This is a genomic window from Pseudomonas sp. GZD-222, assembly GCF_049310525.1.
Lineage (GTDB): Bacteria > Pseudomonadota > Gammaproteobacteria > Pseudomonadales > Pseudomonadaceae > Aquipseudomonas.
The window spans coordinates 23,186-48,483 of the sequence record NZ_JBMOWO010000105.1; the positions used below are offsets into that span (position 1 = coordinate 23,186).

Annotated in this window: 23 protein-coding genes; 6 read left to right on the forward strand and 17 right to left on the reverse strand. The window is 62.0% G+C overall.

Going from position 1 to position 25,298, the window contains the following annotated elements; translation table 11 throughout:
* The first annotated feature begins 41 nt into the window (after positions 1-41).
* Positions 42-740, forward strand: coding sequence for a metallophosphoesterase (locus ACO6VD_RS19825; RefSeq protein ID WP_422421456.1), 699 nt, complete (start codon positions 42-44; stop codon positions 738-740).
* Here ACO6VD_RS19825 and ACO6VD_RS19830 read toward each other — a convergent pair.
* The gene (locus ACO6VD_RS19830; protein ID WP_422421458.1) at positions 715-1,338 is read right to left on the reverse strand and encodes a LysE family translocator; all 624 of its coding nucleotides are present in this window, start codon (positions 1,336-1,338) and stop codon (positions 715-717) included. The genes ACO6VD_RS19825 and ACO6VD_RS19830 overlap by 26 nt on opposite strands.
* An 80-nt stretch (positions 1,339-1,418) precedes the next feature.
* Complete coding sequence (locus tag ACO6VD_RS19835; RefSeq protein ID WP_422421506.1) at positions 1,419-2,237, reverse strand: helix-turn-helix domain-containing protein; 819 nt, start codon at positions 2,235-2,237, stop codon at positions 1,419-1,421.
* Positions 2,238-2,439: 202 nt separating this feature from the next.
* Between ACO6VD_RS19835 and ACO6VD_RS19840 the strand changes: the two genes are divergently transcribed.
* Together ACO6VD_RS19840 and ACO6VD_RS19845 are read left to right on the forward strand one after the other, a co-directional pair.
* Positions 2,440-3,066, forward strand: a complete 627-nt coding sequence (locus tag ACO6VD_RS19840) for a LysE family translocator (protein WP_422421460.1) — start codon at positions 2,440-2,442, stop codon at positions 3,064-3,066.
* Positions 3,067-3,183: 117 nt separating this feature from the next.
* Complete coding sequence (locus ACO6VD_RS19845; RefSeq protein WP_422421462.1) at positions 3,184-3,444, forward strand: DUF1652 domain-containing protein; 261 nt, start codon at positions 3,184-3,186, stop codon at positions 3,442-3,444.
* Here the strand turns inward: ACO6VD_RS19845 and ACO6VD_RS19850 are convergent.
* The 10 genes from ACO6VD_RS19850 to ACO6VD_RS19895 form a co-directional block, all read right to left on the reverse strand.
* Positions 3,441-3,716 (reverse strand): peptidylprolyl isomerase, encoded by a 276-nt coding sequence (locus ACO6VD_RS19850; protein WP_038611202.1) that lies wholly within the window; start codon positions 3,714-3,716, stop codon positions 3,441-3,443. The genes ACO6VD_RS19845 and ACO6VD_RS19850 overlap by 4 nt on opposite strands.
* A gap of 34 nt (positions 3,717-3,750) precedes the next feature.
* Complete coding sequence (locus ACO6VD_RS19855; RefSeq protein WP_422421464.1) at positions 3,751-5,712, reverse strand: acetoacetate--CoA ligase; 1,962 nt, start codon at positions 5,710-5,712, stop codon at positions 3,751-3,753.
* 105 nt (positions 5,713-5,817) lie between these two features.
* Complete coding sequence (gene eco, locus ACO6VD_RS19860; protein ID WP_422421465.1) at positions 5,818-6,297, reverse strand: serine protease inhibitor ecotin; 480 nt, start codon at positions 6,295-6,297, stop codon at positions 5,818-5,820.
* A 55-nt stretch (positions 6,298-6,352) separates the two neighbouring features.
* Positions 6,353-7,123, reverse strand: a complete 771-nt coding sequence (hbdH, locus tag ACO6VD_RS19865; RefSeq protein WP_422421466.1) for a 3-hydroxybutyrate dehydrogenase — start codon at positions 7,121-7,123, stop codon at positions 6,353-6,355.
* A gap of 10 nt (positions 7,124-7,133) precedes the next feature.
* Positions 7,134-8,525 carry a GntP family permease gene (locus ACO6VD_RS19870; protein ID WP_422421468.1) on the reverse strand — a complete coding sequence of 464 codons (1,392 nt, stop codon included), beginning with the start codon at positions 8,523-8,525 and terminating at the stop codon, positions 7,134-7,136.
* Positions 8,526-8,801: 276 nt separating this feature from the next.
* Positions 8,802-10,193: a sigma-54 interaction domain-containing protein gene (locus tag ACO6VD_RS19875; protein WP_422421470.1), complete on the reverse strand. Its 1,392-nt coding sequence runs from the start codon at positions 10,191-10,193 to the stop codon at positions 8,802-8,804.
* 30 nt (positions 10,194-10,223) lie between these two features.
* Positions 10,224-11,246: an ABC transporter permease gene (locus ACO6VD_RS19880; protein ID WP_422421472.1), complete on the reverse strand. Its 1,023-nt coding sequence runs from the start codon at positions 11,244-11,246 to the stop codon at positions 10,224-10,226.
* On the reverse strand, positions 11,246-12,304 hold the full coding sequence (locus ACO6VD_RS19885; RefSeq protein WP_422421474.1) for a microcin C ABC transporter permease YejB: 1,059 nt from the start codon (positions 12,302-12,304) through the stop codon (positions 11,246-11,248). The genes ACO6VD_RS19880 and ACO6VD_RS19885 overlap by 1 nt, the downstream gene beginning before the upstream one ends.
* Entirely contained in the window at positions 12,301-14,151 is a 1,851-nt protein-coding gene (locus tag ACO6VD_RS19890) for an extracellular solute-binding protein (RefSeq protein ID WP_422421508.1), read from the reverse strand. The genes ACO6VD_RS19885 and ACO6VD_RS19890 overlap by 4 nt, the downstream gene beginning before the upstream one ends.
* Before the next feature lie 24 nt (positions 14,152-14,175).
* Complete coding sequence (locus ACO6VD_RS19895) at positions 14,176-14,457, reverse strand: peptidylprolyl isomerase (RefSeq protein WP_038611180.1); 282 nt, start codon at positions 14,455-14,457, stop codon at positions 14,176-14,178.
* A 176-nt stretch (positions 14,458-14,633) separates the two neighbouring features.
* Between ACO6VD_RS19895 and ACO6VD_RS19900 the strand changes: the two genes are divergently transcribed.
* Both ACO6VD_RS19900 and ACO6VD_RS19905 read left to right on the forward strand, forming a co-directional pair.
* Positions 14,634-15,974 (forward strand): hypothetical protein, encoded by a 1,341-nt coding sequence (locus ACO6VD_RS19900; protein ID WP_422421477.1) that lies wholly within the window; start codon positions 14,634-14,636, stop codon positions 15,972-15,974.
* Positions 15,975-16,034: 60 nt separating this feature from the next.
* On the forward strand, positions 16,035-17,363 hold the full coding sequence (locus ACO6VD_RS19905) for a hypothetical protein (protein WP_422421479.1): 1,329 nt from the start codon (positions 16,035-16,037) through the stop codon (positions 17,361-17,363).
* 58 nt (positions 17,364-17,421) lie between these two features.
* On the opposite strand, the gene ACO6VD_RS19910 is transcribed toward ACO6VD_RS19905, so the two are convergent.
* The 5 genes from ACO6VD_RS19910 to ACO6VD_RS19930 all read right to left on the reverse strand — a co-directional run bounded on the left by ACO6VD_RS19910 (position 17,422) and on the right by ACO6VD_RS19930 (position 24,021).
* Positions 17,422-18,501, reverse strand: coding sequence for a 3-deoxy-7-phosphoheptulonate synthase (locus ACO6VD_RS19910; RefSeq protein ID WP_422421481.1), 1,080 nt, complete (start codon positions 18,499-18,501; stop codon positions 17,422-17,424).
* Positions 18,502-19,148: 647 nt separating this feature from the next.
* Entirely contained in the window at positions 19,149-20,300 is a 1,152-nt protein-coding gene (locus ACO6VD_RS19915; RefSeq protein WP_400172906.1) for an acyl-CoA dehydrogenase family protein, read from the reverse strand.
* Positions 20,301-20,316: 16 nt separating this feature from the next.
* Positions 20,317-21,387, reverse strand: a complete 1,071-nt coding sequence (locus ACO6VD_RS19920; RefSeq protein ID WP_422421483.1) for an enoyl-CoA hydratase/isomerase family protein — start codon at positions 21,385-21,387, stop codon at positions 20,317-20,319.
* Positions 21,388-21,539: 152 nt separating this feature from the next.
* Positions 21,540-22,547 carry an aldo/keto reductase gene (locus ACO6VD_RS19925; protein WP_422421485.1) on the reverse strand — a complete coding sequence of 336 codons (1,008 nt, stop codon included), beginning with the start codon at positions 22,545-22,547 and terminating at the stop codon, positions 21,540-21,542.
* A 139-nt stretch (positions 22,548-22,686) separates the two neighbouring features.
* Entirely contained in the window at positions 22,687-24,021 is a 1,335-nt protein-coding gene (locus tag ACO6VD_RS19930) for an MFS transporter (protein ID WP_422421487.1), read from the reverse strand.
* 161 nt (positions 24,022-24,182) lie between these two features.
* On the opposite strand from ACO6VD_RS19930, the gene ACO6VD_RS19935 reads away from it, so the two are divergent.
* A complete protein-coding gene (locus ACO6VD_RS19935; RefSeq protein ID WP_422421489.1) occupies positions 24,183-25,283 on the forward strand; it encodes a sugar diacid recognition domain-containing protein in 1,101 nt (366 codons plus the stop codon).
* Positions 25,284-25,298: the final 15 nt, after the last annotated feature.

Genomic DNA, 25,298 nt, shown 5'->3' on the forward strand with positions numbered 1-25,298 from the left:
TATTGTACGCCTGCCAAGGCGGGTGGGTTAGGGAGAACACCGTGAGTCGGGTCGAGCGGTTTGCAATCAATCAATGCGGCAGGGATTATGCCGTGGGTGATATTCACGGTCATTTTCAGCGCCTGCAAGCACAGTTGAACGCTATCAGTTTCAATCCGGCGGTGGACCGCCTGTTCAGCGTCGGAGACCTGGTGGACCGTGGCCCGGAATGCCCGGATGCGCTGCACTGGCTGGAACAACCCTGGTTCCATGCAGTGCAAGGCAACCACGAGGCACTGGCGGTAACGCATGTGAGCGGCGGCTGGCTGGATTACGGCCAGTACCGTGCGGCGGGCGGAGGCTGGTTTCTTGACCTGCCAGACAGCGAGCAGGCGCGGTTCGCCGAGCGTTTTGCGCGTATGCCGCTGGCGCTGCAGGTCGAGACAGCCGCCGGGCCGGTCGGCTTGCTGCACGCCGATTGCCCTTGTGCCAGCTGGTCCGAATTGTGCGAGCAACTGCAGACGCAGCCAGCGTTGGAGCTTCAGGACTATTGCCAGTGGTCCCGGCGGCGGCTGCAAGTGGATGATGAGCGGCCGATTGCCGGCCTGCGCGCGTTGATCGTCGGTCACACCCCGTTGCATGCCATGCGGGTGCTGGGCAACATCTGGCACATCGATACCGGTGGCTGGTCGCGTGGACACTTCAGTCTGTTGGCGCTGGACACGCTCAGCCTGGTCAACGCCACAGTAGATGCAGGATGACGCCAAGGGCCAGGGCAATCAGCACGATACCTGAGACCCTTTCCAGCCAAGGCAGCGAACGTGAAAACCGACGCCGTACCCGCAGGTTGCCGATGGCCACGGCGACGAGCACATCCCAGGCCAGGACCACGCTGAACATCCACAGGCCATAGAACAGCTTCCAGCCAAGACTGGTGCAACTGACCATGCTCGCCAGGCTGACATAAAACAACGCATTCTTGGGATTGAGGATGCCCGATAGAAACCCCATGCCCAGCCCTTGCCACCAGGACATCCGGGCAGTGGATCGCGGGCTGTTATCGATTGCGGCCAGGGAACTGCTGCCGGCATGGCGAATGAACAGGCTGCCGATGTACAGCAGGTAGCTGCAGCCGGCCACTTGAATGACAACGAACAGCGTGCTGTCCGGGCGCAGGGCTGAAAGCCCGGCAAGCGCGGCGAGGATAAAGGCGCCATTGGCCAGGGCAATCCCCAGGCACGCGCCAGTGGCAACGCGCCAGCCGACGCTCATGGCGGTACGTGTGACCAGGAAGAAATCCGGCCCGGGCGACAGCAAAGCGAGAAAATGCGCGGCGGCAATCATCAGGAACTGCTCCATGACACTCGATCTGTTCAGCGATAGGGCTGGCGATTGTCCGGGCAGTGCGGTGTGGCTGTATTGAAGAAAATTGCAGGTGTTCAGCGCCGATACAGGCCAGGGGTAATGCCGGTATGGGCCTTGAATACGCGCTGGAAATGGCTTTGATCGGCAAACCCCAGGCGGTAGGCAATATCCGCCACTGGCGTGCCGCTGCGCAGCCAGTCACGGGCCAGGTTGATGCGCTGGTTCAACTGGTAGGCGTGCGGGGTGAAACCGGTGGCGGCGCGAAAGGCCCGGATCAACTGGTAGCGGCCCATACCTGCCAGCGCGGCCAGTTCGCCCAGGGGCAGGTGATCGTTGCCATCTTGCTCAAGACGCTGTAGGAGAGTCTTGAGGGTACTTCCCGGTAGCTGTAGCAACCGAGATTGGGCCAGCGGTTGCTGGGCCGCTACATCGCAGTCAGCGAGAAACTCGATCAACGCTGTCTCTTTCTCGGCGCTGGATACCGGCGAAAACAGCAGGTCGTTGAGTTGGCAGAAACGCTGATAGATCAACGGCTCTTGGCTGATGCGCGCAGGCTCGCCGTCGATGGCTGCCAGGCCTGATTCCAGGCGTAGGGACTGCAGCCAGGCGGCATCCAGGTGCAGCATCTGATAGCTCCAGAACATCCCGGCTTCAGGGTTGCAGGCATGCACGCAACGGGCCGGAACAAACACCAGCGTACCGGGCAGCAGGCGGGTCTGTCCCTGGCCGGCGCCGTTGAAAAGGCTGCTGCCCTGATCCACCGCGCCGATGGAAAACGTCGGGTGACTGTGGGGTTTGTAGCAGGCCCGGCTGTGGCAGGCCTGACGGCTTTCGACGAAGGGCAGGGCCGGGTCGCGCCAGAAGGCGCTGTGCTGTTCAGAGGCCCGAGGCATGACGTTTTCCGGGCGCTGTAGCGTCTGTTCAATCATGCTCAAGGGCTATCTCGGGGCTATGCGTCGGGATGAACATGCAAGTGGATTGCGGCGCAGAAGTCAATTGCCGGCATCTGCTGGCACAGTTATTTCAGCCAACTGTACCTTGACGCCCGAGGGGCGCAGAACGGAATCTGCCGGTCCAAGCTGTTGGAGAGTCACCATGGACCTGTCGTTGCTCGCCCTGTTCGTACCTGCCTGTTTCGCCCTGAACATGGCGCCGGGGCCTAACAATCTTTTGTCGCTGAACAATGCCAGCCGCTACGGCCTGCGTACTGCCTGCGTCGCCGGGGTTGGCCGGTTGCTGGCGTTCGCCGGGATGATCGTACTGGCGGCCATGGGACTTGCGGTGGTGCTGCACACCAGCGAATACCTGTTTCTGACCATCAAGTTGCTGGGCGCCGCGTATCTGTTCTATATCGCCTGGCAATTGTGGCGGGCGCCGGTAGCCACCGTGAGCCAAAGTACCGAGCGCCAGCGCGGCACCTTGCGCCTGGCGCGCCAGGAGTTTCTGGTGGCGGCGGGCAATCCCAAGGCCATCCTGATCTTCACCGCCTTCCTGCCCCAGTTCGTTCAGGTTGCCAGCCCGATGCCGGTGGCCGAGCAGTTCGCCTGGCTGGGCGGTTTGTTCCTGTTGCTGGAGTGGGCGGCGATTGCCATTTATGCCTGGCTGGGGGCCTACCTGCAACGCTGGTTCAACCAGCCGGGACCACGGCGCGTGTTCAACCGCGTCAGTGCCACGCTGCTCAGTTGCGCCGGCCTCGGCCTGCTGGCGGCGCGCCGCGGGTAATTCTGCGTCAGGTGCTTATAGAGAAAGGGTCTGAGAGAACCGGGGGAAATGTCCTAGGCTTATCGCTGGACCGGGCACACGGATCCGCTGCCCGCCACCCGCCAAGGAGACGTACCGATGCTCTCGACCCTGGAGTTGCGCAATATCATAGAAAGCAGTTTTTTACCCACCCGCTGCCAGTGCACCCTGGCTGCGGACCGGTCGTTGACCGTCAGGGTGTTCGACCGCAGTTGCGAGCGGGTCGACCTGCTGGTAACCGGGATCAACGCCGACCAGTTGACCAGCAGCCGGGCGATTTCCAACCTGATCGTCGGCTTGCGCAACGATCTGGCCGGTCAGCGTCAGCTGCGCGCAGACCGTCGCCACGATAGCCTTTAGTCGCGATAGAACACCTGAACCAGGTGATAGCCGAACTTGCTCTTGATCGGGCCGTGCACCACGCGCAGCGGTTTTTTGAATATCACCTGGTCAATGGCGCCCACCATCTGCCCCGGACGTACTTCGCCCAGGTCACCGCCGCGTTTGCCTGACGGGCAGGTCGAGTACTTTTTGGCCAGCACATCGAACGCCTCGCCTTTGGCAATGCGTTGCTTGAGCTGTTCGGCTTCTTCAGCGGTCTTGACCAGAATATGCCGGGCCTGTGCTTTCATTTCGAGTACCTTCGCAAAGCGGTAAAACCGCGCATTATGCCTGATCGCGCAGCTCCGAGCGGTCACGAAATTGCTCGAGGGCTTCGGGATTGGCCAGGGCGTCGGTGTTTTTCACCGGCTCGCCATGCACCACGTTACGAATTGCCAGTTCGACGATCTTGCCGCTGATGGTGCGCGGGATATCGCTGACCGCCGCGATCACCGCCGGCACATGGCGCGGGCTGGTGTTGTTACGGATCACCTGGCGAATCCGTCCCTGCAACGCCTCATCCAGCTGCAGGCCTTCGCGCAGACGCACGAACAGCACCACGCGCACATCGTTGTGCCAGCGTTGGCCAATGGCAACGCTCTCCAGCACGTCGTCGATCTTCTCCACCTGACGGTAGATTTCCGCAGTGCCGATGCGTACACCGCCCGGGTTGAGCACTGCGTCCGAGCGGCCGTGGATCAGCATGCTGCCCTCGGGTGTCTGTTCGGCGTAGTCGCCCTGAGCCCACACGCCCGGGAACTGGCCGAAATAGGCGGCATGGAAACGCTCGGCTTGCGGATCGTTCCAGAAACCCAGGGGCAGGGCCGGGAAGTTTCGGGTGCAGACCAGTTCACCTTTCTCGCCGATCAGGGCGTTGCCGTCATCGTCCCAGACCTCCACGGCCATGCCCAGGCTCTTGCACTGGATCTGCCCGCGCCGCACCGGAAGCACTGGATTGCCAATGACGAAACAGGAGCAGATGTCAGTACCGCCCGACATCGAGGCCAGGCACAGATCGGCCTTGAACTCGCGGTACACGTAGTCGTAGCTCTCAGGCGACAGCGGCGAGCCGGTCGACAGCAACAGCTTCAGCGAGTCCAGGCGATGACTCAGGCGCGGCTGGATATGCGCATGTTCCAGCGCGGCCAGGTATTTGGCGCTGGTGCCAAATGCCGTGATCCGCTCGCTGTCGATCAGGTCGAGCAAACGTTCCGGACCGGGATGCAGGGGCGAGCCGTCATACAGCACCAGGGTCGTGCCCACCGCCAGGCCGCTGGCCAGCCAGTTCCACATCATCCAGCCGCAGGTGGTGTAGTAGAACAGCACATCTTCGGGCCCCAGATCATTGTGCAGGCCGTGTTCCTTCAGATGTTGCAGTAGCACGCCGCCGGCACTGTGGACGATGCATTTGGGAACGCCAGTGGTGCCGCTCGAATAAAGAATATAAAGCGGATGGTCGAAGGGCAGTGGGGTGAACTGCGGTTCGCCACCCGCCTGGTAGAAGTCGTCCCACAGGCTGACGCGGGCGTTGCAATGGTACGCTTCAGTGCGGGTGCCGGTGCGGCTATAGGGCACGACCAGCAGGTGTTCGAGTCTGGGTAGCTGGGCCAGCACTTCGTTGATCTTGTCGACCTGGTCGATGTACTTGCCCGCGTACTGATACCCGGCACAGACCATCAGCAGCTTGGGCTCGATCTGGCCGAAGCGGTCGATGATGCCGTGGGTGCCGAACTCCGGCGAGGAGCATGACCAGATGGCGCCCAGGCTGGTGCAGGCAAGCATGGCCACTAGCGTCTGCCAGGTATTGGGCATGCACGCGGCGACGCGATCGCCCGCGCCAATTCCGGCGGCCTGAAAGCTGCGTTGCAGCCCGGCAACCTGTTCGGCCAGCTCGGCATGGGAAAGGGTTCGCCGTTCGCCATCTTCACGCACCGCTACCAGCGCCGGATGCGCATCGCGGCGACGCAGCAAGTGTTCAGCGAAATTCAGGGTGGCGCCGCTGAACCAGCGGGCATCGGGCATCTGTGGTCCTTCGTCGAGGACCTCGGTGGCCGGCTGATGCCAGCGCACCTGGAAAAAATCGGCAAGGGTCTGCCAGAACGCGGCACGCTGGTCGATGCTCCAGCGGTGCAACTCGCTGTAGTCGGCAAGTGCCAGACCGAACCGTTGATTGACCTCACGGCGAAAGGCATCCATGTGACTGGCCTGAATGCGCGCCTCGCTCGGGCGCCAGAGCACTTCGTTCATGCCGCGTTCCCCAGGTTGTCAGGGCAACTGTATGTGGGAGCGGGCTTGCCCCGCGATGCAATTGTCCGTTCGCAATCGCGGGGCAAGCCCGCTCCTACACAGCCTTTATTCCACTGTAGCGTTCTTCACCTCATCAGAGGCGGACCAGATGCGGTAGCGCACTTCAACGCCTTCCGGCACATAGACCACCACCGGCAACTTGCTGTTGTAACGCAGCAGGAAACCATCACCGACTACCGGAACGAAGGCTTCTTTCTTGACGTTGTCCGGGCAGGCCATCAGCGTCGAGGCCGGGCCCATGACTTTGTCCAGACGGTAGTAGCTGTAACCCCAGCCTTGCAGGGTCTTTTCTTCCAGGTTACCGCCCAGGCGCTGACGGTTGCAGTCGACCTGCAGCTGCTTGCCGGCCAGCACTTCGAGCTTGAAGTTCGCCTCATCGGCTTGCGCCGGCAGGTGGATGACCTGGCGGCTAAAGCCTTTTTCGGCCTCGGGATAGGGCGCGACATCCTTGAGGCTGGCCGCCTGTACCGAAGTACCAAGGGCCAGGGTCAGGGCGAACAACGCAGTGAAAGGGATTGGGCGCATAAGGCCTCCTTGCAGGTAAAAAAGACGATGCCGCAGCCAGATCCCGGGCCGCCCGTCATTGGGCCAGCCAGCCGCCGTCGATGTTCCAGGCAGCGCCACGAACCTGACTGCCAGCCTCGCTACAGAGGAACAATACCAGCTCACCCAGATGTTCGGGAGTGACAAAAGCCAACGAAGGCTGCTTCTCGGCCAACAGATCGTGCTGTGCTTGCTGCGCATCAATGCCGCTGGCCGCGCGGTCGTCGATCTGTTTTTGCACCAGCGGAGTCAGCACCCAGCCGGGGCAAATGGCGTTGCAGGTGATGTTGCTGGTGGCGGTTTCCAGGCCCACCACTTTGGTCAGGCCGACCACCCCGTGCTTGGCGGCAACGTAGGCGGCCTTGCCGGTGGAGCCGACCTGCCCGTGCACAGAGGCGATGTTGACGATCCGGCCCCAATTGCGTTGGCGCATGCCCGGCAGTACCAGGCGAGTGCCATGGAACACGGCGCTGAGGTTGATGGCAATGATCGAATCCCAGCGCTCCACCGGGAAGTCTTCGACGGCAGCGACATGCTGGATGCCGGCGTTGTTGACCAGGATGTCGACGCCGCCAAATTCGCGCTCGGCATAGGCGAACAAGTCTTCGATCTGGGCTACATCGCCGAGGTCAGCCGGGTGATGACCGACGCGGGTGCCGTGGCGGGCCACTTCGGCGATGGCCGCGCTGGCATCGCCAAAGCCGTTGAGGATCAGGTTGGCGCCGGCCTTGGCCAGGGCCTGGGCAATTCCCAGACCGATGCCGCTGGTGGAGCCGGTAACCACTGCTGTTTTGCCGTTGAGTTGCATGCGTAGCTCCTTAAACGATGCCGGTAGCGTAGAAGGTGGCGATGACCACGAACACAGCCAGGGTCTTGATCAGGGTAATACCAAAAATGTCTTTGTAGGCCTCGCGGTGGGTCAGGCCGGTCACTGCCAGCAGGGTGATCACCGCGCCGTTGTGCGGCAGGGTGTCCATGCCGCCGCTGGCCATCGCGGCTACCCGGTGCAGCACCTCAAGGGGAATGTTGGCGGCATTGGCGGCAGCGATGAAGCTGTCGGACATCGCCGCCAGGGCAATACTCATGCCCCCGGAGGCGGAGCCGGTGATGCCGGCCAGCAAGGTCACGGTAATCGCTTCATTGACCAGCGGGTTGGGGATGGCGCGCAAGGCGTCGGCCAGTACCAGAAAGCCCGGCAATGAGGCGATCACTGCGCCAAAGCCGTATTCGGAGGCGGTATTCATCGCCGCCAGCAACGCACCGCTGACGGCACTCTTGCTGCCTTCGGCCAAACGATGCTTGATCGCGCCAAAGCCCGCCACCAACACCAGCAGGATACCCAGCAGCAAGGCAGCCTCGACCGCCCAGATGGCGGTGAGCTTGGCAATATCGGTTTGCACCGGAGCGCTCATGCCCGGCAGGCTGAGGCTGTGGGTCTTGCCATACCAGGCTGGAATCCAGTGGGTGAACAGCAGGTTCATCACCCCCACCAGCAGCAGCGGTGAGAGCGCCAGCAACGGGTTAGGCAGTTTCAGGTCGGCGGCGGTTTCCGGTTCGTTGCGCAGGTCGCTGCCGTAACCCTCGCCGGCGCGCAGGGCCTTGTTGCGCTGACGCTGCAGGTACAGCATGCCGCTGCAGAACACGAACAGAGTGCCGATCAACCCCAGCCAGGGCGCGGCCCAGGCGGTGGTGTTGAAGAAGGTGCTGGGGATGATGTTCTGGATCTGTGGGGTGCCGGGCAGGGCGTCCATGGTGAAGGAAAACGCGCCCAGGGCGATGGTCGCCGGGATCAGACGCTTGGGGATGTTGCTCTGGCGGAACATTTCGGCGGCGAAGGGATAGACCGCGAACACCACCACGAACAGCGACACCCCGCCATAGGTCAGCAGCGCACAGACCAGCACAATCACCAGCATTGCCTGGCGGGTGCCGAGCAGGCGGATGGCGGCGGCGACAATCGAGCGGGAGAACCCGGACAGTTCGATCAGCTTGCCGAACACCGCACCGAGCAGGAACACCGGAAAGTACAGTTTGATAAAGCCGACCATCTTTTCCATGAACACGCCGGTGAAAGCCGGGGCCACAGCAGAGGGGTCGGTGAGCAGTACCGCGCCGAGGGCGGCGATGGGGGCGAAGAGGATAACGCTATAACCACGGTAAGCAGCCAGCATCAGCAGCGCGAGGGCTGCCAGGGCGATGATCACACTCATCGAGTGTCTCCTTGGGTGCATCTTGTTTTTGTTGGTTCGGCGGAGATAGCGGGAATCGTGCCAGATTTATAACTAGCTGATTTAAAACAGTAATTTTGTTTTTCGTGAAATAGTTTCAATGATTTATCTCAAATTAGAGACATGCACTGTAGGAGCTGGCCATGCCGGCGATGCTAGGCAAAGTCTTGCCAAGCGGGGACTGCTCCGCACCCCATCGCCGGCAAGGCCATCTCGTACAGGATGAGTAGTTATCTCTAAATCGAGAGGCAAATCTCTTTATTGAGACTTGATCCCCAGCGCAACCAGTTTCTTGTACAGGGTAGATCGCCCTAACCCCAGCTGCCGTGCGGCCTCCGGCACATTCCCGGCGTGGCGGGCAAGGGTGCTGGTCAACAGCTGCCGTTCAAATTCGGCACAGGATTGCTTGTAGTCCAGTGGCTGTGCCGGTACCTCCAGCGGCGTCAGGTTACCCAGCGCCGCGTGCACGTCCTTGATGCCCAGGCGTGACTGGTCGGCGAGCAAGGTGGCGCGCTCCAGCACGTTACGCAGCTCGCGGATGTTGCCCGGCCAGGCATGTCGGGCCAGCAGTGCCTGGGCTTCGTCATCCAGCTCGTGCTGGCTACCCAGGTCTTCGAGAATCGCTTCGCTCAGGGCTGGCAGGTCATCCAGACGTTCACGCAGCGCTGGCACCTGGATTGGCAGCACATTCAGGCGGTAATACAGATCGGCGCGAAACTCGCCACGGGCCATGGCCGCAGTGAGGTCAGTGGAGGTCGCTGCAATGATGCGCACATCGCTGCGCATCATCTGGTTGGAACCGACCGGCTCATATTCCTTCTCCTGCAGCACCCGCAGCAATTTGCTCTGCAACGGCAACGGCATGTCGCCGATTTCATCGAGAAACAGCGTGCCGCCCTCGGCCAGTTGCAGCTTGCCCGAACGGCCTTTGCGGTCGGCACCTGTGTAGGCTCCCGGGGCGGTGCCAAAGAACTCGGCCTCCAGCAGGGTTTCCGGAATCGCGGCACTGTTGATGCTGACAAACGCCTTGTGCGCCCGCGGCGAGGCCGCATGGATCGCATGGGCCAGCAGCTCCTTGCCGGTGCCGGTTTCGCCCAGCAGCAATACTGCCGAGTCACTACTGGCGCCGCGCCGGGCCCGGCGCTTGACCTCCAGGCTGGCGGCGCTGGTGCCGATGAACTGGGCAAAGCTGTATTTGGCCTGACGGGCACGCAGCAACGAGCGGGTCGAGGCCAGCTCCTGCTGCATGCTGGCGTAGCGCTTGAGCAGCGGCGACAGGCTGTGCAGTTCATCGAACAGGGCGAAACCGATGGCACCGATCAACGCGCCATTGCCGTCGTGCACCGGCAGACGCATGACCACCAGGGGTTCCTTGGGGGTATCGAGCATGTCCAGCAGGATCGGCCTGCCGTTGTTGACCACTTCACGCATCAGGCTGCCGGGAATCACTCGCTCGCAAGGCTGGCCAATAACGCTGGCGGCGTCTTCAAGACCAAAGCGCCGCGCGTAGCGTTCGTTCATCCACACAATCCGTGCATCACGGTCGACGATGAGCGTGCCTTCGCTGGATTGCTCGATGATTTCGAATAGCGAACGGATCGCCAGCTGGCGCACCTGCTGATAATCCTTGAGGCTGTCACTGGCAGGCATGGGCCGCTCCCGGATACACAAAGGCTGCGATTATGCCCGTGGATCGAAGGCTTCGCGCAAGGCATCGCCGATGAACACCAGCAGCGACAGGATCAGGGCCAGGGCAAAGAACGCGGTAAAACCCAGCCAGGGTGCCTGCAGGTTCTGCTTGCCCTGGTTGACCAGCTCTCCCAGTGAAGCACTGCCGGCGGGCATGCCGAAGCCGAGGAAGTCCAGGGCGGTGAGGGTGGTGATCGCGCCGGTGAGAATGAACGGCAGGTAAGTGAAGGTGGCATTCATGGCGTTGGGCAAAATGTGCCGCAGGATTACCCCGCTGTCTCGCAGGCCCAGGGCGCGTGCGGCCTGTACGTATTCGAGGTTGCGCCCACGCAAGAACTCGGCGCGCACCACATCCACCAGAGCCAGCCAGGAAAACAGCGACATGATGCCCAGCAACCACCAGAAATTCGGCTCGACAAAGCCACTGAGGATGATCAGCAGATAAAGCACCGGCAAGCCTGACCACACCTCCAGCAAGCGTTGCCCGATCAGGTCGACCCAGCCGCCGTGATAGCCCTGCAAGGCCCCGGCGGCAATGCCGATCACCGTGCTGATCAGGGTCAGCGCCAGGGCAAACAGGATCGATACCCGCGTGCCATACAGCACCCGCGCCAGTACATCGCGGGCCTGGTCGTCCGTACCCAGCCAGTTCACCGCCGACGGCGGGCTGGGGGTAGGTTGCTGCAGGTCGTAGTTGGGCGTGTCGGCACTGAACGGCACCGGGGCGAACAGCATCCAGCCGCCCTGATCCTTGATCAACTTTTGCACGTACTGGCTGCGGTAGTCCGGCTGGAATGGCAACTGGCCGCCGAAGGTCTGCTCGGTGTAGCGCTTGAAGGCCGGGAAGTACCATTGGCCCTGATAGCTCATCAGCAGCGGTTTGTCGTTGGCCACCAGCTCGGCGCCCAGGCTCAGCACCAGCAGCACGCCAAACAGCCACAGCGAAATCCAGCCGCGGCGGTTGCGCCGAAAGCGTTGCAGGCGTCTGCGGGAAACCGGCGACAGGCTGAACATCAGTGCGCCCTCGTGGCAAAGTCGATACGAGGATCGACCAAGGTGTAGCACAGGTCGCCGATCAGGCGGATCAACAGACCGAACAGGGTGAAAATGAACAGCGAGCCGAACACCACCGGATAGTCCCGCGAGACAGCGGCCTCATAGCTCATGCGCCCGAGGCCATCGAGGGAGAAGATCACTTCGATCAGCAACGAGCCGGCGAAGAACACACTGATCAAGGCCTGCGGAATGCCGGCGACAACCAGCAGGATGGCATTGCGAAACACGTGGCCGTACAGCACCCGACGTTCACTCAGGCCTTTGGCACGGGCGGTGATCACATACTGGCGGGTAATTTCATTGAGGAAGGCGTTTTTGGTCAGCAACGTCAGGGTCGCGAAACCGCCGATCACCAGCGCGCCCACCGGCAGCACCAGGTGCCAGAAATAGTCGGCGAGTTTGCCCAGCATGCTGAGCTGGTCGAAGTTCTCCGAAACCAGTCCGCGCACCGGAAACCAGTTCAGCGAAGTGCCGCCGGCAAACAGCACGATCAGCAACAGGGCAAAAAGGAACGAGGGCAGGGCGTAGCCGATCACGATCAGGCTGCTGCTCCAGGCATCGAAGGCGGTGCCATGGCGTATCGCCTTGCGGATGCCCAGCGGGATCGACACCAGATAGGTAATCAGGGTGGCCCAGAAGCCCAGCGAGAGGGTAACCGGCATTTTTTCCAGGATCAGGTCGGTGACCTTGGCGCCGCGAAAGAAACTGTTGCCGAAATCCAGGTGGGCGTACTGCGTAAGCATCAGCCACAGGCGCTCGGGGGCCGACTTGTCGAAACCATACTGGCGCTTGATGTCTTCGATCAGCTTGGGGTCCAGGCCGCGGCTGGCGCGGGAGCTGGTGTGCAAGGTTTCGACGCTGGCCCCCGGCGCACCACCGCCGATACCTTGCAAGCGGGCAATCGCCTGTTCCACCGGCCCGCCCGGTGCGGACTGGACGATGACGAAGTTGACCAACAGGATGATCAGCAGGGTCGGTATGATCAGCAATAGCCGGCGCAGGATGTAGGCGGTCATGGCTGCTCCTTGAGACGCTCGGCCATCTGTGTATTGGTCAGCGCCGTGGGGCTGACTTCCCACCAGCTGTCCAGGCCTTCATCGTTGCTCGGCTGCACCTTGGGCAGGCCGAAGCGGTTCCACCATACCGTCGACGAACCCGGCGGGTAATAGTTGGGAATCCAGTAGTAGTTCCAGCTCAATACCCGGTCCAGCGCATGGGCATGGCGGAGCATGTCGGCCTTGGTCTCGGCCTTGACCAAACCGTCGAGCAGGCGGTCCACCGCCGGGTCCTGCAAGACCATGTAGTTGTTCGAGCCCGGGTCGTTGGCCGCCGCCGAGCCAAAGAAGTTGTACAGCTCAAGCCCCGGCGAAGGCGACACCGGGTAGCCGGTGACGATCAGGTCATAGTCGCGGGCCATCAGCCGGTTGACGTACTGTGAGGCGTCGATGCGGCGGATTTCCAGGGTGATGCCGATCTGCGCCAGATTGCGCTTCCACGGCAGCAACAGGCGCTCGAAACCGGCCTGGCCGTTGAGAAAGGTGAAGGCCAGCGGCTCGCCTTGAGCATTGACCAGTTGGTCGCCATGGGGCTTCCAGCCCGCGGCGTCGAGCAGGGCCAGGGCCTCTAGCTGCTTGTCACGAATCAGACCCGATCCGTCGGTACGCGGCGCTTCGAACACCTGACTGAAGACTTCATTGGGGACTTGTCCGCGCAGAGACTCCAGCAGTTTGAGTTCCTGCGCATCGGGCAAGGCGCGGGCCGCCAAGGCACTGTTGGCGAAAAAACTCTGCTGGCGGATGTACATGTTGCGCATCATCTGCCGGTTGCTCCATTCGAAATCCCACAGCAGGGCCAACGCCTGACGCACCCGGCGGTCCTTGAACACCGGACGCTGCAGGTTGAAGACGAAACCCTGGGCAGTCTGCGGCGCCTCCTTGGCCAGGTGCGCGCGCTGCAGGCGACCGTCGTCCAGCGCCGGGCTGTTGTAGCCGATCGAATAACCGGTGGCGGAGAACTCGCGGTTGTAGTCGAAGCCGCCGCCGCGTAGCACCTGACGCGCCACTTCGGTGTCGCCGAAGTACTCGATGCTCAGGCGGTCGAAGTTGTAGCGCCCACGATTGACCGGCAGGTCGCGGCCCCACCAGTCGGGCTCGCGCTCGAAGGTGACGCTGCGGCCGTTGTCGATCTTGCCGATACGGTATGGGCCGCTGCCCAGCGGCGCTTCGAAACCGCCGCCATTGGCGAAGTCGCGGTCTTTCCACCAGTGTTCGGGCAGCACCGGCAGGGTCGCCAGGTCCAGGGGCAAGGTACGGTTCTGGTTGCTCTTGAAATGAAAGCGGATCTGTCGTGGGCCCTCTATCTCGACCCGTTCGACATCGGCGAACTGGGTGCGGTACTTGAGGTTGCCCTCACGCATGAATAGATCGAAGGTGTAGCGCACATCTTCGGCGCGAATCGGTTGGCCATCGGCAAATCGTGCGCGCGGGTCGAGGTAGAAGCGCAACCAGCGTCCGTCAGAGTCGCGTTCCAGCTGGCGGGCGACCAGGCCATAGACAGTGTAGGGCTCATCCTGGGCGCGCACGGCCAGCGGGGCATACAACCAGCCATCGACTTCAGCGACGCCGATACCCTTGTCGATATACGGCAGGACATGGTCGAACTGGCCGATCTCGATCGCCGAGCGGCGCAGGCTGCCGCCCTTCGGGGCGTTGGGATTGGTATAGGTAAAGTGGCTGAAGTTGGCGGGATAGCGCGGGGGCTCGCCATAGACAGTCAGAGCATGCCCGGGTGCGGCGCGCAGCCCCGGGCATGTCAGCAACAAGCAAACCAGCAACGAGCCAGGTGCAATCACCCGGCGCAGCATGGCCGCCAGTCGCATTGGCAGGACTCAGTCCTGGCGGCTGGTGACTTCCAGCAGGTGGTAGCCGAACTGGGTTTTGACCGGGCCTTGGACCACGTTCAGAGGGGCACTGAACACGACGGTATCGAATTCTTTGACCATCTGGCCAGGGCCGAACGAACCCAGGTCACCACCTTGGCGGCTGGACGGGCAGGTTGAGTTGGCCTTGGCGACTTCAGCGAAATCGGCACCGCCTTCGATCTGTGCCTTCAGTTCGTTGCACTTGGCTTCGCTGCTGACAAGGATGTGGCGGGCAGTGGCTTTTGCCATGAGAAAGACTCCTAGTGAATGAACGGCAAGCCTAGCGCAATTATCCGCGCAATGCTTCTGCTTCCTGGGCTTTATAGCCCGGAAATCAGCTTTGTCACCTGACAAATCTGCCAGTTGTGGCCTGGGCACGATCCGCTCTTGAATGAGTGCCCAGAGACTTCAACGAGTGAGCTGTCATGAGGGTGTGTAAACGTTCGATTCCATTTCTGCTGTTAGTGCTGCTGCTGACCGCATGCTCCCAGGTCCGGGACATCTCCTCGCTGAGCACGGCGGAGCAACAGACCGGCGCACAAACCGCGCAAGTGCTCAACTTCCGCTTGACCCGAACAGTGGCTGAATGCCCCGGAGACAATCCACTGTTTGCCTGTAGCGGAGTGCTGGTACGCGACGTGGCGGCGGGTAATCCGGCAACGTTCTGGAGGCTCGGTGCCGGAGCGCAGCAGGACTTCTTGTTGCTGCGTGACGACGCCCCGCAGGCCAAGCCGGCGGGCAAGGTCGGCTTCGTGTTCCAGGATCGCTTCAGCGCCATCGCTCAAGGCAAGCCCTATACCGGCCGACAAACCGAAGGCGGCTGGCAGGTGGCAATCGATAACTGGAACGACCAGGCTCCCGCTGGCGTGGCTATCGAGGCGGTGTACTACGACTTTGCCGACCCCAAGGCGTTGTTGCGGGCCCATAACGCGCAACGGGCATTCTTCAATGTCACCGGGGAGTGGCTGCCGGTGCTGCGCTATGCCAGGACCGAGGCCGGCCAGGTGCGCTTTGGCTTCAATCAGATGGAACAGTTGTACTACGGCTACACCGTAGCGGCCCGGCTGAATGCGCGTTTTGCCGAGACCACGCCAAGCTGCCCGGATGGAACGCCGCCTTTCCACTGCAGCGGTTTATTGGTGCGAAGCACTGATGTCGGTAACTTTCACGCCTGGAATCCCAGTCCCAGCTCAATCAGAGGTAATGGCGTTTCGTTTTCCTGGTTTCGTGCCGATCAACAGGCGCGCAAGACCTTCAAAGGGCAAGGTTTCGTCATGGCCCCGATGTCTGCGCCTGTCGCCCATCCCCTGACCCTGCGCTGCATCTATCCGTTTGATGCTGCATCAAGCACAGCAACCGACATGTGCACATTTCGAGGTTTGTGCACCCCCAACAGCAATACGTTGGCAACATGGATGACTGCCTACCGCACCAGACCTACGTCGAGCTGCGCTATTGATCCGGACGTACAAGGCGTTCAACTCCTCACGGATATACGCAATGACTCCAGGGTTCGTGACCCTTATGGATGGAACGAATGGCTGATCACTCCCTGGCCACAGAATATTGGTCGGCAATTGCCACTCGAAGCCTTCTTCCACACCAGGACTTCCCAAGAAGGCGGGAATGGCGTGCCTGGCGCACAGACCTTTCAACGCGACTACCTCAATACCGATGAGCGCTACTTGCCGGTTCTGGAACTGATTCCTCTTGCCGCAGAAGGGCAGGTATTCACCTACTTGCCCAGTGAACAGAGCGTTGACTAATCCATCGCTGCGATAGGCAAAGGACTTGGTTGTAAAACCGATAGTTTGAGGTGAGCCGTCATGAGGACATGCAAGCGTTCGATTATTTTCCTGCTGGTTGTACTGCTACTGACAGCCTGCACCCAGGTGCGAGACATCTCCACCCTGAGCACACCGGAGCAACAGACCGGCGCACAAACCGCGCAAGTGCTCAACTTCCGCCTGACCCGAACGGTGGCTGAATGCCCCGGAGACAATCCATTGTTTGCCTGTAGCGGTGTGCTGGTACGCGATGTGGCGGCGGGTAATCCGGCAACGTTCTGGAGGCTCGGTGCCGGAGCGCAGCAGGACTTCTTGTTGCTGCGTGACGACGCCCCGCAGGCCAAGCCGGCGGGCAAGGTCGGCTTCGTGTTCCAGGATCGCTTCAGCGCCATCGCTCAGGGCAAGCCCTATACCGGCCGACAAACCGAAGGCGGCTGGCAGGTGGCAATCGACAACTGGAACGATCAGGCACCCGCTGGTGTGGCTATCGAGGCGGTGTACTACGACTTTGCCGACCCCAAGGCGCTGTTGCGGGCCCATAACGCGCAACGTGCATTCTTCGATGTCACCGGGGAGTGGTTACCGGTGCTGCGCTATGCCAGGACCGAGGCCGGCCAGGTGCGCTTCGGCTTCAACCAGATGGAGCAGCTGGACTACGGCTACACCGTCGCGGCCCGGCTGAATGCGCGTTTTGCCGAGACCGCGCCAAGCTGCCCCGATGGAACGCCGCCGTTCCATTGCAGTGGGCTGATGGCCCGTGGGACGTCAGTTGGCAATTTCCACGTGTGGAATCCGAGCGACAGTTCTGTGAGGGGAAATGGTGTCTCTTTTACATGGTTACGCAAGGATCAGGGGGTCACTGGTTTGGCTGGAGCCCAAGGCTTGGTCATGGCGCCATTGTCCGCGCCCACCGCCTATCCACTGACCCTGCGTTGCATCTATCCGTTCAATGCAGGAACAAGCGGAGCATCCGACATGTGTACGTTTCGAGGATTGTGTACCCCCAACAGAAACACTTTGGCTACGTGGCTGGCTGCCTACAGAAACAGCCCCGGGACCAGTTGTGCCATTGATCCGGACGTACAGGGAGTCCAGTTAGGTGCAGCCATTCGGGCGGACGCGAGCATGGTCGGCAAGGGGGCGTGGAACGAATGGATGATCGCCGCCTGGCCACAGAATATCGGCAGGCAACTTCCTCTCGAAGCCTTTTTTCACACCGGCAGCGGTAACGCTAGCCGGGACGCGAAAGTCTTTCAACGCGACTACTTGAACACAGACAACCGCTACCTTCCTGTTTTGAAGCTGACAGTCACTGCTGGCGACGGGAAAGTTGCCGACTACTCTCCCCAGGATCAGGACGTTGACTGAATTTACTGCTTTGATAGTCAGCGCTGATCGTGGGGTGTTCTTTTTACTGCTTCGAAGGTCAGCGGTTCTGGTGTCGTGACAGTGCATCGCAGGCTTGCTGCAACAACCGCTGCGTGGAAGCCCAGCCCAGGCAGCCGTCAGTGATGGACACGCCGTAGCGTAGCGGCTCTTTGCCCAGGCTCTGACAACCATCGAACAGGTGCCCTTCGAGCATCATGCCGACGATCGAGCGATCACCGTCCAGGCGTTGGCGCAACACGTCTTCGAACACCGCCGGTTGGCGCAGCGGATCTTTGCCACTGTTGGCATGGCTGCAATCGACCATGATCCGTGGCGCCAGTCCGGCCTTCAACAGGCCTTGACGCGCCTGAGCGACGCTGGCCTGGTCGTAGTTCGGGCCCTGATGGCCGCCGCGCAATACCAGATGGGTGTCGGGATTGCCCAGGGTCTCGATAATCGCCGGGAAGCCCTGCGTGTCCATGCCGAAATGGCGGTGCGCATGGGCCGCGCTGCGCATCGCGTCGCAGGCGATGGCGACGCCACCGTCGGTGCCGTTCTTGAAGCCCACGGGCAGCGCCAGGCCGCTGACCATCTCACGGTGGATCTGCGACTCGGTGGTGCGCGCACCGATGGCGGCCCAGCTCAGCAAGTCGTCGAAGTAGCCGGCTGCCATCGGCTGCAGCAACTCGGTGGCAATTGGCAGGCCGCGTTCAAGCATGCTCAGCATCAGCCCGCGGGACAGGGCGATGCCGGCGTGCATGTCGTCGCTGCCGTCCAGGTGCGGATCGTAGGTCAGGCCTTTCCAGCCCACCGTGGTGCGGGGCTTTTCGACGTAGGCGCGCATCACCAGCAGCAGCTCGTCGCTGACTGCGTCACTGAGGGCGGCAAGACGGTCGGCGTATTCCAGGGCTGAGCGCGGGTCGTGGATCGAGCAAGGGCCGACGATCACCAGCAGGCGCGAGTCGCGGCCTTCGAGAATGGCGCGGACGGCCTGGCGATGCTGCTCGACCTGATGGGCAAGGGCAGTGGAAAGCGGCATCTGCTGTTTGAGCAGGTGCGGGCTGGGCAGACGGTGGCTGACCGCAGTATTGGCGGCTTGAGGCTGGGTCAGGGGCAGAGCGAGCGAAGACGATTGCATGGCGATTTTTCCCTGGGCAGACGGCGGGTTCAGGCCCGCGCGGTCGGCCCTATCGAGGTGTTCGACAAAGAGCCGGATTGGCATTCGGTGTGGTGGTGCCACCTGTGCTGGACCGATCGGAGGCGGCAAACTGGCCCGAACGGGATTGGCTAAATCGCCACGCGGTAAAGCTTGGGTAACGCTGGTAGGTGGAGTAGTTCATGGGGTAATCCTCGCTATCTGTTCGGTGTCGTGGGGCCTGAAAAACAAAACCCCCGGTCGGGAGGCCGACCGGGGGTTGAGTATTCTCGTATTCGGCGGCCCCTTGAAAGTGGGCGCCGGTGTGGGTATCAGCGGCGCCTGTGGCTAAACCAATACCCAAAATAAAACGCAGCAGGAGCGGCAGTCGCGCACTCGGCCACAGCCAGCACGGGACGCGATGGGCGACCTGCGTGTTGCGTGTGGATGAAGGTGGATGGCGACATGGGACTCTCCGGTTGATGGGTTCGAGCTTACTTCAGGCCTTGCTGTGGTTTCAATGGCTAATTTGCTGTAGGAGCGGATTAATCCGCGATGGACTGCATAGCAGGCCCATCTTTTGGGGCCGCGATGCGGCCCATCGCGGATAAATCCGCTCCTACAGTTAACCCGGTGACAGACAGTTGCTCCTACAGCGCGTAGTGCTTCAGCTCCCGCGCAATCAGCATGCGCTGGATCTCGCTTGACCCCTCATAAATCTGGGTGATCCGTGCATCGCGGTAGTAGCGCTCCACCGGGTAATCTTCCAGATAGCCGTAACCACCATGCACCTGGATCGCTTTGGAGCAGACCCGTTCGGCCATTTCCGAGGCGAACAGCTTGGCCTGCGAGGCTTCGCTCAAGCACGGTTTTCCTGCACTGCGCAGGCGCGCGGCATGCAGGATCAGCAGGCGTGCGGCATTGATCTGGACCTGCATGTCGGCCAGCAGGTTGGCGATGCTCTGGTGCTCGTTGATCGGTTTGCCGAACTGGATACGGTCCCGCGAATACACCAGGGCCGCTTCAAAAGCGGCACGGGCGATACCCAGTGCCTGGGCAGCGATGCCGATACGTCCGCCTTCAAGGTTGGACAGGGCAATGGCCAGGCCTTTGCCGCGCTCGCCGAGCAGGTTGGCGGCGGGAATGCGGCAGTTGTTCAAGGTCACGGCGCAGGTGTCGGAGGCGCGGATGCCCATCTTGTGCTCGCTGCGGTCAACCACAAAACCTTCGTTCTCGGTTGGCACCAGGAACGCCGAGATGCCTTTCTTGCCAAGCTCTGGGTCGGTCACCGCGAAGACGATGGCCAGGCCAGCACGACGTGCGTTGCTGACGAACTGTTTGGCGCCATTGATCACCCAATGGTCACCCTGCAACTCGGCGCGGGTCCGCAGGTTGTGCGCTTCGGACCCGGCTTGCGGCTCGGTCAGGCAGAAACAGCCGATCACTTGACCGGTTGCCAGGCGCTCCAGCCAGGTCTGTTGTTGCTCGGCGCTGCCGTAGGCGAGCAGGGGGCCGCAGCCCACCGAGTTGTGGATGCTCATCAGTGCACCGGTGGCACCATCGCCGGCGGCGATTTCTTCTACGGCCAAGGCATAGGCGACATAGTCGGTGTAGCTGCCGCCCCATTGATCGGGCACGACCATGCCGAGCAGGCCCAGTTCGCCCATTTTCTTGACCACTTCATCATCGATCCAGCCGGCCTTTTCCCAGGCCTGGGCATGGGGTGCGATCTCGCCACGGGCGAAATCGCGGGCCATGTCGCGGATCATGATCTGTTCTTCTGTCAGTTCCAGGTCTTGCATCTGCGTACTCCAGGCTTCACAGGCCTTCGAAGAATTGATCCACGCGTTTGCGGCTCAGGCCGGCGAGGGTCGGGGGATTCCAGCGAGGCTGCTTGTCCTTGTCGATGATCAGCGCGCGTACGCCTTCGATCAGGTCGCCATGGTCGAACCATTGCTGGTCCAGATGCAGTTCCATCTTGAAGCAGTCTTCCAGGCTCAGGTGGCGGCCGCGACGGAGCATCTCGAGGGTGACGGCCATGGCCAGCGGGGAGCGGGTTTCCAGCAGGTCGGCGGTTTTCAGCGCCCATTCGTGGCTGTCGGCTACGGTCACCGCCCGTAGTTGTTCCACGATACTGCTGACGTCCGCCAGGGCAAAGAAGTGATCGATGGCCGGGCGCAGTCTGGCCAGCGGCGCGCCGTCGAGCACCTGGGTGCCAAGCTTGGCCAGCACACCTTGCAGGTCCTTGAGCGGATGATCGCCAAAGTTCAGGCTATCGAGACGCTCATCCAGCAGGGCCAGCTTGCTGCTGTCCAGGTACCAGTCGGCGAGGCCGCAATACAGCGCGTCAGCGGCCTGAACCTGTACGCCAGTGACGCCCAGATAGGTGCCCAGTTCACCCGGAACGCGGGACAGGAAATAGCTGCCGCCGACGTCGGGGAAGTAACCGATGCCGACTTCCGGCATCGCCAGGCGACTGCGCTCGGTGACCACGCGCAGCTCGGCGCCTTGGGCCAGGCCCATGCCGCCACCCAGGGTAAAGCCGTCCATCAGGGCCAGGATCGGCTTGCGGTAATGGTGGATGCACAGGTCGAGGGCGTATTCCTCGATGAAGAAATCGCGGTGCAGGCTGTCGCCGGCTTTGTAGCTGTCGTACAGCGAGCGGATGTCGCCACCGGCGCAGAAGCCTTTCGGGCCTTCACCGCGCAGGACCACGGCGTGGACCTGCGGATCGGCAGACCAGGCATTGAGCTGCTGCTGTAGGCCGCGCACCATGTCCAGGGTCAGGGCGTTGAGGCCGGCGGGGCGGTTGAGGGTCAAGTGACCGATATGGTTGCGGACCTCGGCCAGTATTGGCGCCTCGGTCGGCGTTTGAGCGTGCGCGGTCATCGCTGTCTCCCTGCTTTGTTATTGATTTTCCACGTGAAATATCACGATTTGGGTAGGCGCTAGAGGATCGGGGGATCCTATCAGTGCAAATTTGCTCATTACAATCGACAAAACTGCAGGCGGAATCTGCATTTTTGCATGCATGGGTGCGTCTACCGTGGCAGGCGCCCGCTGACGAAATGCGCGACATCGTTGTAGCCATGGGTGGAAGCGTGCCCCGGGGTGACCAGCGAGTCGATGAAGGCTTCGTCTTCAGCGCTGATCGTTACCTGCAGTGCGCCACCGTAAGTGTCCCACTGGGCTTCGGTGCGCGGCCCGACGATGGCCGAGCTGACCAGCTGATTATTCAGCACCCAGGCAATAGCGAACTCGACCATGCCGACGCCCTTGTCCTGGGTATAGGCGTGGATTTTCTGGGCGATGGCCAGGGACTCCTGGCGCCACTCGGTTTCCAGGATGCGCTTGTCCTGGCGCCCGGCTCGGCTACCGGCATCCGGTGCGGCGTTCGGTGCGTACTTGCCGCTGAGCACGCCGCGGGCCAACGGACTGAAGGGCACGATGCCCAGGCCGTGGTACGCCGCGGCCTGGAACTGTTCAGGCTCGGCCTGGCGGTTGACGATGTTGTACAACGGCTGGCTGACCACCGGTTTTGGCACGCCCAGGCGTTCGGCCAGGTTGCAGATCTCGGCGATGCGCCAGCCGCGGAAGTTGGACACCCCCCAATGGCGAATCTTGCCCTGGCGCAGCAGATCGCCGATGGCAGCGACCGTGACCTCCAGCGGCGTGTTGTGGTCTTCGCGGTGCAGGTAGTAGATGTCCAGGTAGTCTGTACCCAAGCGGGTCAGGCTGGCTTCGATGGCGTTGAAAATGTGCTTGCGACTCAAACCGCTGCGGTTGGGCAGGCCATCGGCCGGGCCAAAGCCAACCTTGGTTGCCAGCACCCATTCATGACGGTTGCGGGCAATGGCTTCACCGACGATCTCTTCGCTGCGCCCGGCGTTGTAGACGTCGGCGGTATCGATGAAATTGATGCCCTGGTCCCAGGCTTTGTCGATGATGCGCGACGAGTCTTCGGCGCTGGTGGGCTCGCCGAACATCATGCTGCCCAAGGTCAGGGCGGACACTTGCAGGCCACTGCGGCCCAAAGGACGGTAGATCATGATCGAGAATCCTTGGCGGTTTGGATCCGATCTGTTTTACACAGTTCTAGAGGGGTTTGAAAGCATCGCGGGGCAAGCCCGCTCCCACCGGCTTATCACCATCCTGGTGGGAGCGGGCTTGCCCCGCGATGGGGCCGCCTCAGTTCACCGGTTCAGCCACCGAACCAGTAACCCGCGTGCGCGACACGCGCAAGGCCACCAGGCTGCCGACCACAATCAATGCCGCCAGCGAGTACAGCGCCGCATCGGTCGAGCCGGTCTGGTCCTTGATGAAACCCACCAGGTAGGGGCTGAGGAAGCCAGCCATCTGCCCGACCGAGTTGATGATCGCCAGGCCCGCCACCGCAGTGCCGGCACTGAGCAAGGCGGTAGGCATCGGCCAGAACATCGGCAGGCCGGTGAGGGCGCCCATGGTGGCAATGCTCAGGCCGACAATGGCAATCGCCGGGCTGTGGGCGAAGTTGACGGCGATCAGCAGGCCCACCGCGCCCATCAGCATCGGTACCACCAGGTGCCAACGGCGCTCATTGCGCAGGTCTGCCGAACGGCCCACCAGCAGCATGAACACGCCCGCCAGCAAGTACGGGATCGCGCTCAACCAGCCAATCAGCAGGGCATCGCTGAAGCCCAGGCTCTTGATGATCGACGGCAGCCAGAAGTTGATCGCGTACACGCCGCTCTGGATGCAGAAATAAACGAAGCCGAAGGTCCAGATCATCGGGTTGGTGAACACCGACAGCAGGCTGTCACTGGTGGTGACCGGCCTGCTGGCGGCATCCACGGCCAGGTCGTGCTTGATGATTTCGCGCTCTGTCGGGCTCAGCCATTTGGCTGTGGCGTAGCCGTCACTGAGCAGGAACACTGCCATGAAGCCCAGCAATACGGTTGGCAGCCCCTGGATCAGGAACATCCACTGCCAGCCCGCCAGGCCATGTTGACCGGCGGCGAAGTGGTTGAGGATCCAGCCGGAGAATGGCCCGCCGAGGAGCCCGGAAACCGGGATCGCCGACATGAACAGGGCCATGATCCGCCCACGGCGGGTGGCCGGGAACCAGCGCGAGAGGTACAGCACGATGCCGGGGAAGAAGCCTGCTTCAGCGGCGCCGGTGAACAGGCGCAGCACGTAGAACTCCATGGGCGTGGTGACGAACAGCAGGCAGGTCGACAGCGTGCCCCAGACGATCATCATCAGCGCGATCCAGCGTCGCGGACCGAAGCGGTTCAGTGCCAGGTTGCTGGGCAGGCCGCACAACACGTAGCCAATGAAGAAGATGCCGGCGCCGAGGCCGTAGATGGTTTCGCTGAACTTCAGCGCATCGAGCATCTGCAACTTGGCGAAGCCAACGTTGACCCGGTCCAGGTAGTTGAACAGGTAGCAGATGAAGATGAAGGGGATCAGCCGCAGGGTGATGCGCCGATACAGCGCATTGCGGGTGTCGTCTTGGCCTTGGTCAGGGGCAGGGCTGTATGACATGATTTGCTCTCTTCGTTTATTTTTATCGCCGCAGCCTGCGTCGAGGCGGCTGCTGCGATGAGTCTCGGTGAGCGGACCGTGGCTGTCTTTGTGCTTTTGCACAGCATTTTCAGCGGCCTGCTGTGCCGCGGACCAATCATTGCGACAACAAGGATCCTCCCATGTTCGAACTGGACCATGATCTGGCGCAAGATATCGTCGATCGGGCGATGGCGATTTTGCCCTGCAACGTCAACGTCATGGACAGCCAGGGGTTGATCCTTGGCAGTGGCGAACCGGAGCGCATCAACACCCGTCACGAAGGCGCTCAGTTGGTGTTGGCCAACGGCCGCGTCGTCGAACTGGATGTCGAGGCGGCCAAGTGTCTGAAGGGCGTGCAGCCGGGAATCAACGTGCCGCTGTTGCTCGACGGGCGCTTGATGGGCGTGCTCGGCCTGACCGGCGATCCGCAGCAATTGCGGACCTACGCGCAACTGGTGTGCATGACCGCCGAGATGCTCCTGGCCCAACGGCATATGCAGGTCGAGCAGCAATGGCGGCGGCAACGCTGCGACGATTTGCTCGCCTTGCTGCTGGGGGGCTCGGGAGATTCGCCACGCTTGGTCGACGAAGCCCGGCAGTTGGGACTCAAGCCGCAGTTGCCACGGGTGCCGTGCCTGTTTGAGCTGGACAACGGTCCTGCAGCAGAAACCCTGGCCAGTTGGCTGATGAGCCGCTACCCGGACAGTTGGTGCGTCACCCCGGCACGTCAGTCGTTGCTGTGGTGCCGCCCGGCCAGCGTGACACTCGACGAGCCACGCCTGCTGGAGAAATTGCAGCGCCATGGCTGGCAGGTGCAGCGCCTGGCCAGTGGCTCACCGGCGCAGAGCCTTGAGCAACTGCGACGCGGTTATCGGCGGGTGCGTGACTTGCAGGCCTACGGCCGCGAAGTGCTGCCGAGCGAAAGGATCCTCACCCTTGCCCGTTACCGCCTGCCAGCGCTGCTTTGGCGTCACCGCAACGATGACGCCCTCGACGAGTTGCTCGAACCCTTGCAGCGTATCCGCGCCAAAGACAACAGCGGTCAGTTGCTCGCTACCTTGCGCGCCTGGTGCGCGCATGATGGCCAGAGCCAGGCCTGTGCTGACGCCCTGGGTATTCACCGCAACAGTTTGCGCTATCGGCTGGAGCGGATTGCCGAACTGAGTGAAGTCGACCCCCTGCGCCTGGATGGCATGCTGAGCTTGTACCTGGGCTTGCAGTTGCTGCCCGCTGATGCCTGATTGGGCAAACTGACC

What these genes read in the sequence shown, in the direction of transcription:
- ACO6VD_RS19830 (WP_422421458.1), bottom strand. Translation starts at nt 1,338, where the DNA reads ATGGAGCAGTTCCTGATGATTGCCGCCGCGCATTTTCTCGCTTTGCTG.
- ACO6VD_RS19835 (WP_422421506.1), bottom strand. Translation starts at nt 2,237, where the DNA reads ATGCCTCGGGCCTCTGAACAGCACAGCGCCTTCTGGCGCGACCCGGCC.
- ACO6VD_RS19840 (WP_422421460.1), top strand. Translation starts at nt 2,440, where the DNA reads ATGGACCTGTCGTTGCTCGCCCTGTTCGTACCTGCCTGTTTCGCCCTG.
- ACO6VD_RS19845 (WP_422421462.1), top strand. Translation starts at nt 3,184, where the DNA reads ATGCTCTCGACCCTGGAGTTGCGCAATATCATAGAAAGCAGTTTTTTA.
- ACO6VD_RS19850 (WP_038611202.1), bottom strand. Translation starts at nt 3,716, where the DNA reads ATGAAAGCACAGGCCCGGCATATTCTGGTCAAGACCGCTGAAGAAGCC.
- ACO6VD_RS19855 (WP_422421464.1), bottom strand. Translation starts at nt 5,712, where the DNA reads ATGAACGAAGTGCTCTGGCGCCCGAGCGAGGCGCGCATTCAGGCCAGT.
- eco (WP_422421465.1), bottom strand. Translation starts at nt 6,297, where the DNA reads ATGCGCCCAATCCCTTTCACTGCGTTGTTCGCCCTGACCCTGGCCCTT.
- hbdH (WP_422421466.1), bottom strand. Translation starts at nt 7,123, where the DNA reads ATGCAACTCAACGGCAAAACAGCAGTGGTTACCGGCTCCACCAGCGGC.
- ACO6VD_RS19870 (WP_422421468.1), bottom strand. Translation starts at nt 8,525, where the DNA reads ATGAGTGTGATCATCGCCCTGGCAGCCCTCGCGCTGCTGATGCTGGCT.
- ACO6VD_RS19875 (WP_422421470.1), bottom strand. Translation starts at nt 10,193, where the DNA reads ATGCCTGCCAGTGACAGCCTCAAGGATTATCAGCAGGTGCGCCAGCTG.
- ACO6VD_RS19880 (WP_422421472.1), bottom strand. Translation starts at nt 11,246, where the DNA reads ATGTTCAGCCTGTCGCCGGTTTCCCGCAGACGCCTGCAACGCTTTCGG.
- ACO6VD_RS19885 (WP_422421474.1), bottom strand. Translation starts at nt 12,304, where the DNA reads ATGACCGCCTACATCCTGCGCCGGCTATTGCTGATCATACCGACCCTG.
- ACO6VD_RS19890 (WP_422421508.1), bottom strand. Translation starts at nt 14,151, where the DNA reads ATGCTGCGCCGGGTGATTGCACCTGGCTCGTTGCTGGTTTGCTTGTTG.
- ACO6VD_RS19895 (WP_038611180.1), bottom strand. Translation starts at nt 14,457, where the DNA reads ATGGCAAAAGCCACTGCCCGCCACATCCTTGTCAGCAGCGAAGCCAAG.
- ACO6VD_RS19900 (WP_422421477.1), top strand. Translation starts at nt 14,634, where the DNA reads ATGAGGGTGTGTAAACGTTCGATTCCATTTCTGCTGTTAGTGCTGCTG.
- ACO6VD_RS19905 (WP_422421479.1), top strand. Translation starts at nt 16,035, where the DNA reads ATGAGGACATGCAAGCGTTCGATTATTTTCCTGCTGGTTGTACTGCTA.
- ACO6VD_RS19910 (WP_422421481.1), bottom strand. Translation starts at nt 18,501, where the DNA reads ATGCAATCGTCTTCGCTCGCTCTGCCCCTGACCCAGCCTCAAGCCGCC.
- ACO6VD_RS19915 (WP_400172906.1), bottom strand. Translation starts at nt 20,300, where the DNA reads ATGCAAGACCTGGAACTGACAGAAGAACAGATCATGATCCGCGACATG.
- ACO6VD_RS19920 (WP_422421483.1), bottom strand. Translation starts at nt 21,387, where the DNA reads ATGACCGCGCACGCTCAAACGCCGACCGAGGCGCCAATACTGGCCGAG.
- ACO6VD_RS19925 (WP_422421485.1), bottom strand. Translation starts at nt 22,547, where the DNA reads ATGATCTACCGTCCTTTGGGCCGCAGTGGCCTGCAAGTGTCCGCCCTG.
- ACO6VD_RS19930 (WP_422421487.1), bottom strand. Translation starts at nt 24,021, where the DNA reads ATGTCATACAGCCCTGCCCCTGACCAAGGCCAAGACGACACCCGCAAT.
- ACO6VD_RS19935 (WP_422421489.1), top strand. Translation starts at nt 24,183, where the DNA reads ATGTTCGAACTGGACCATGATCTGGCGCAAGATATCGTCGATCGGGCG.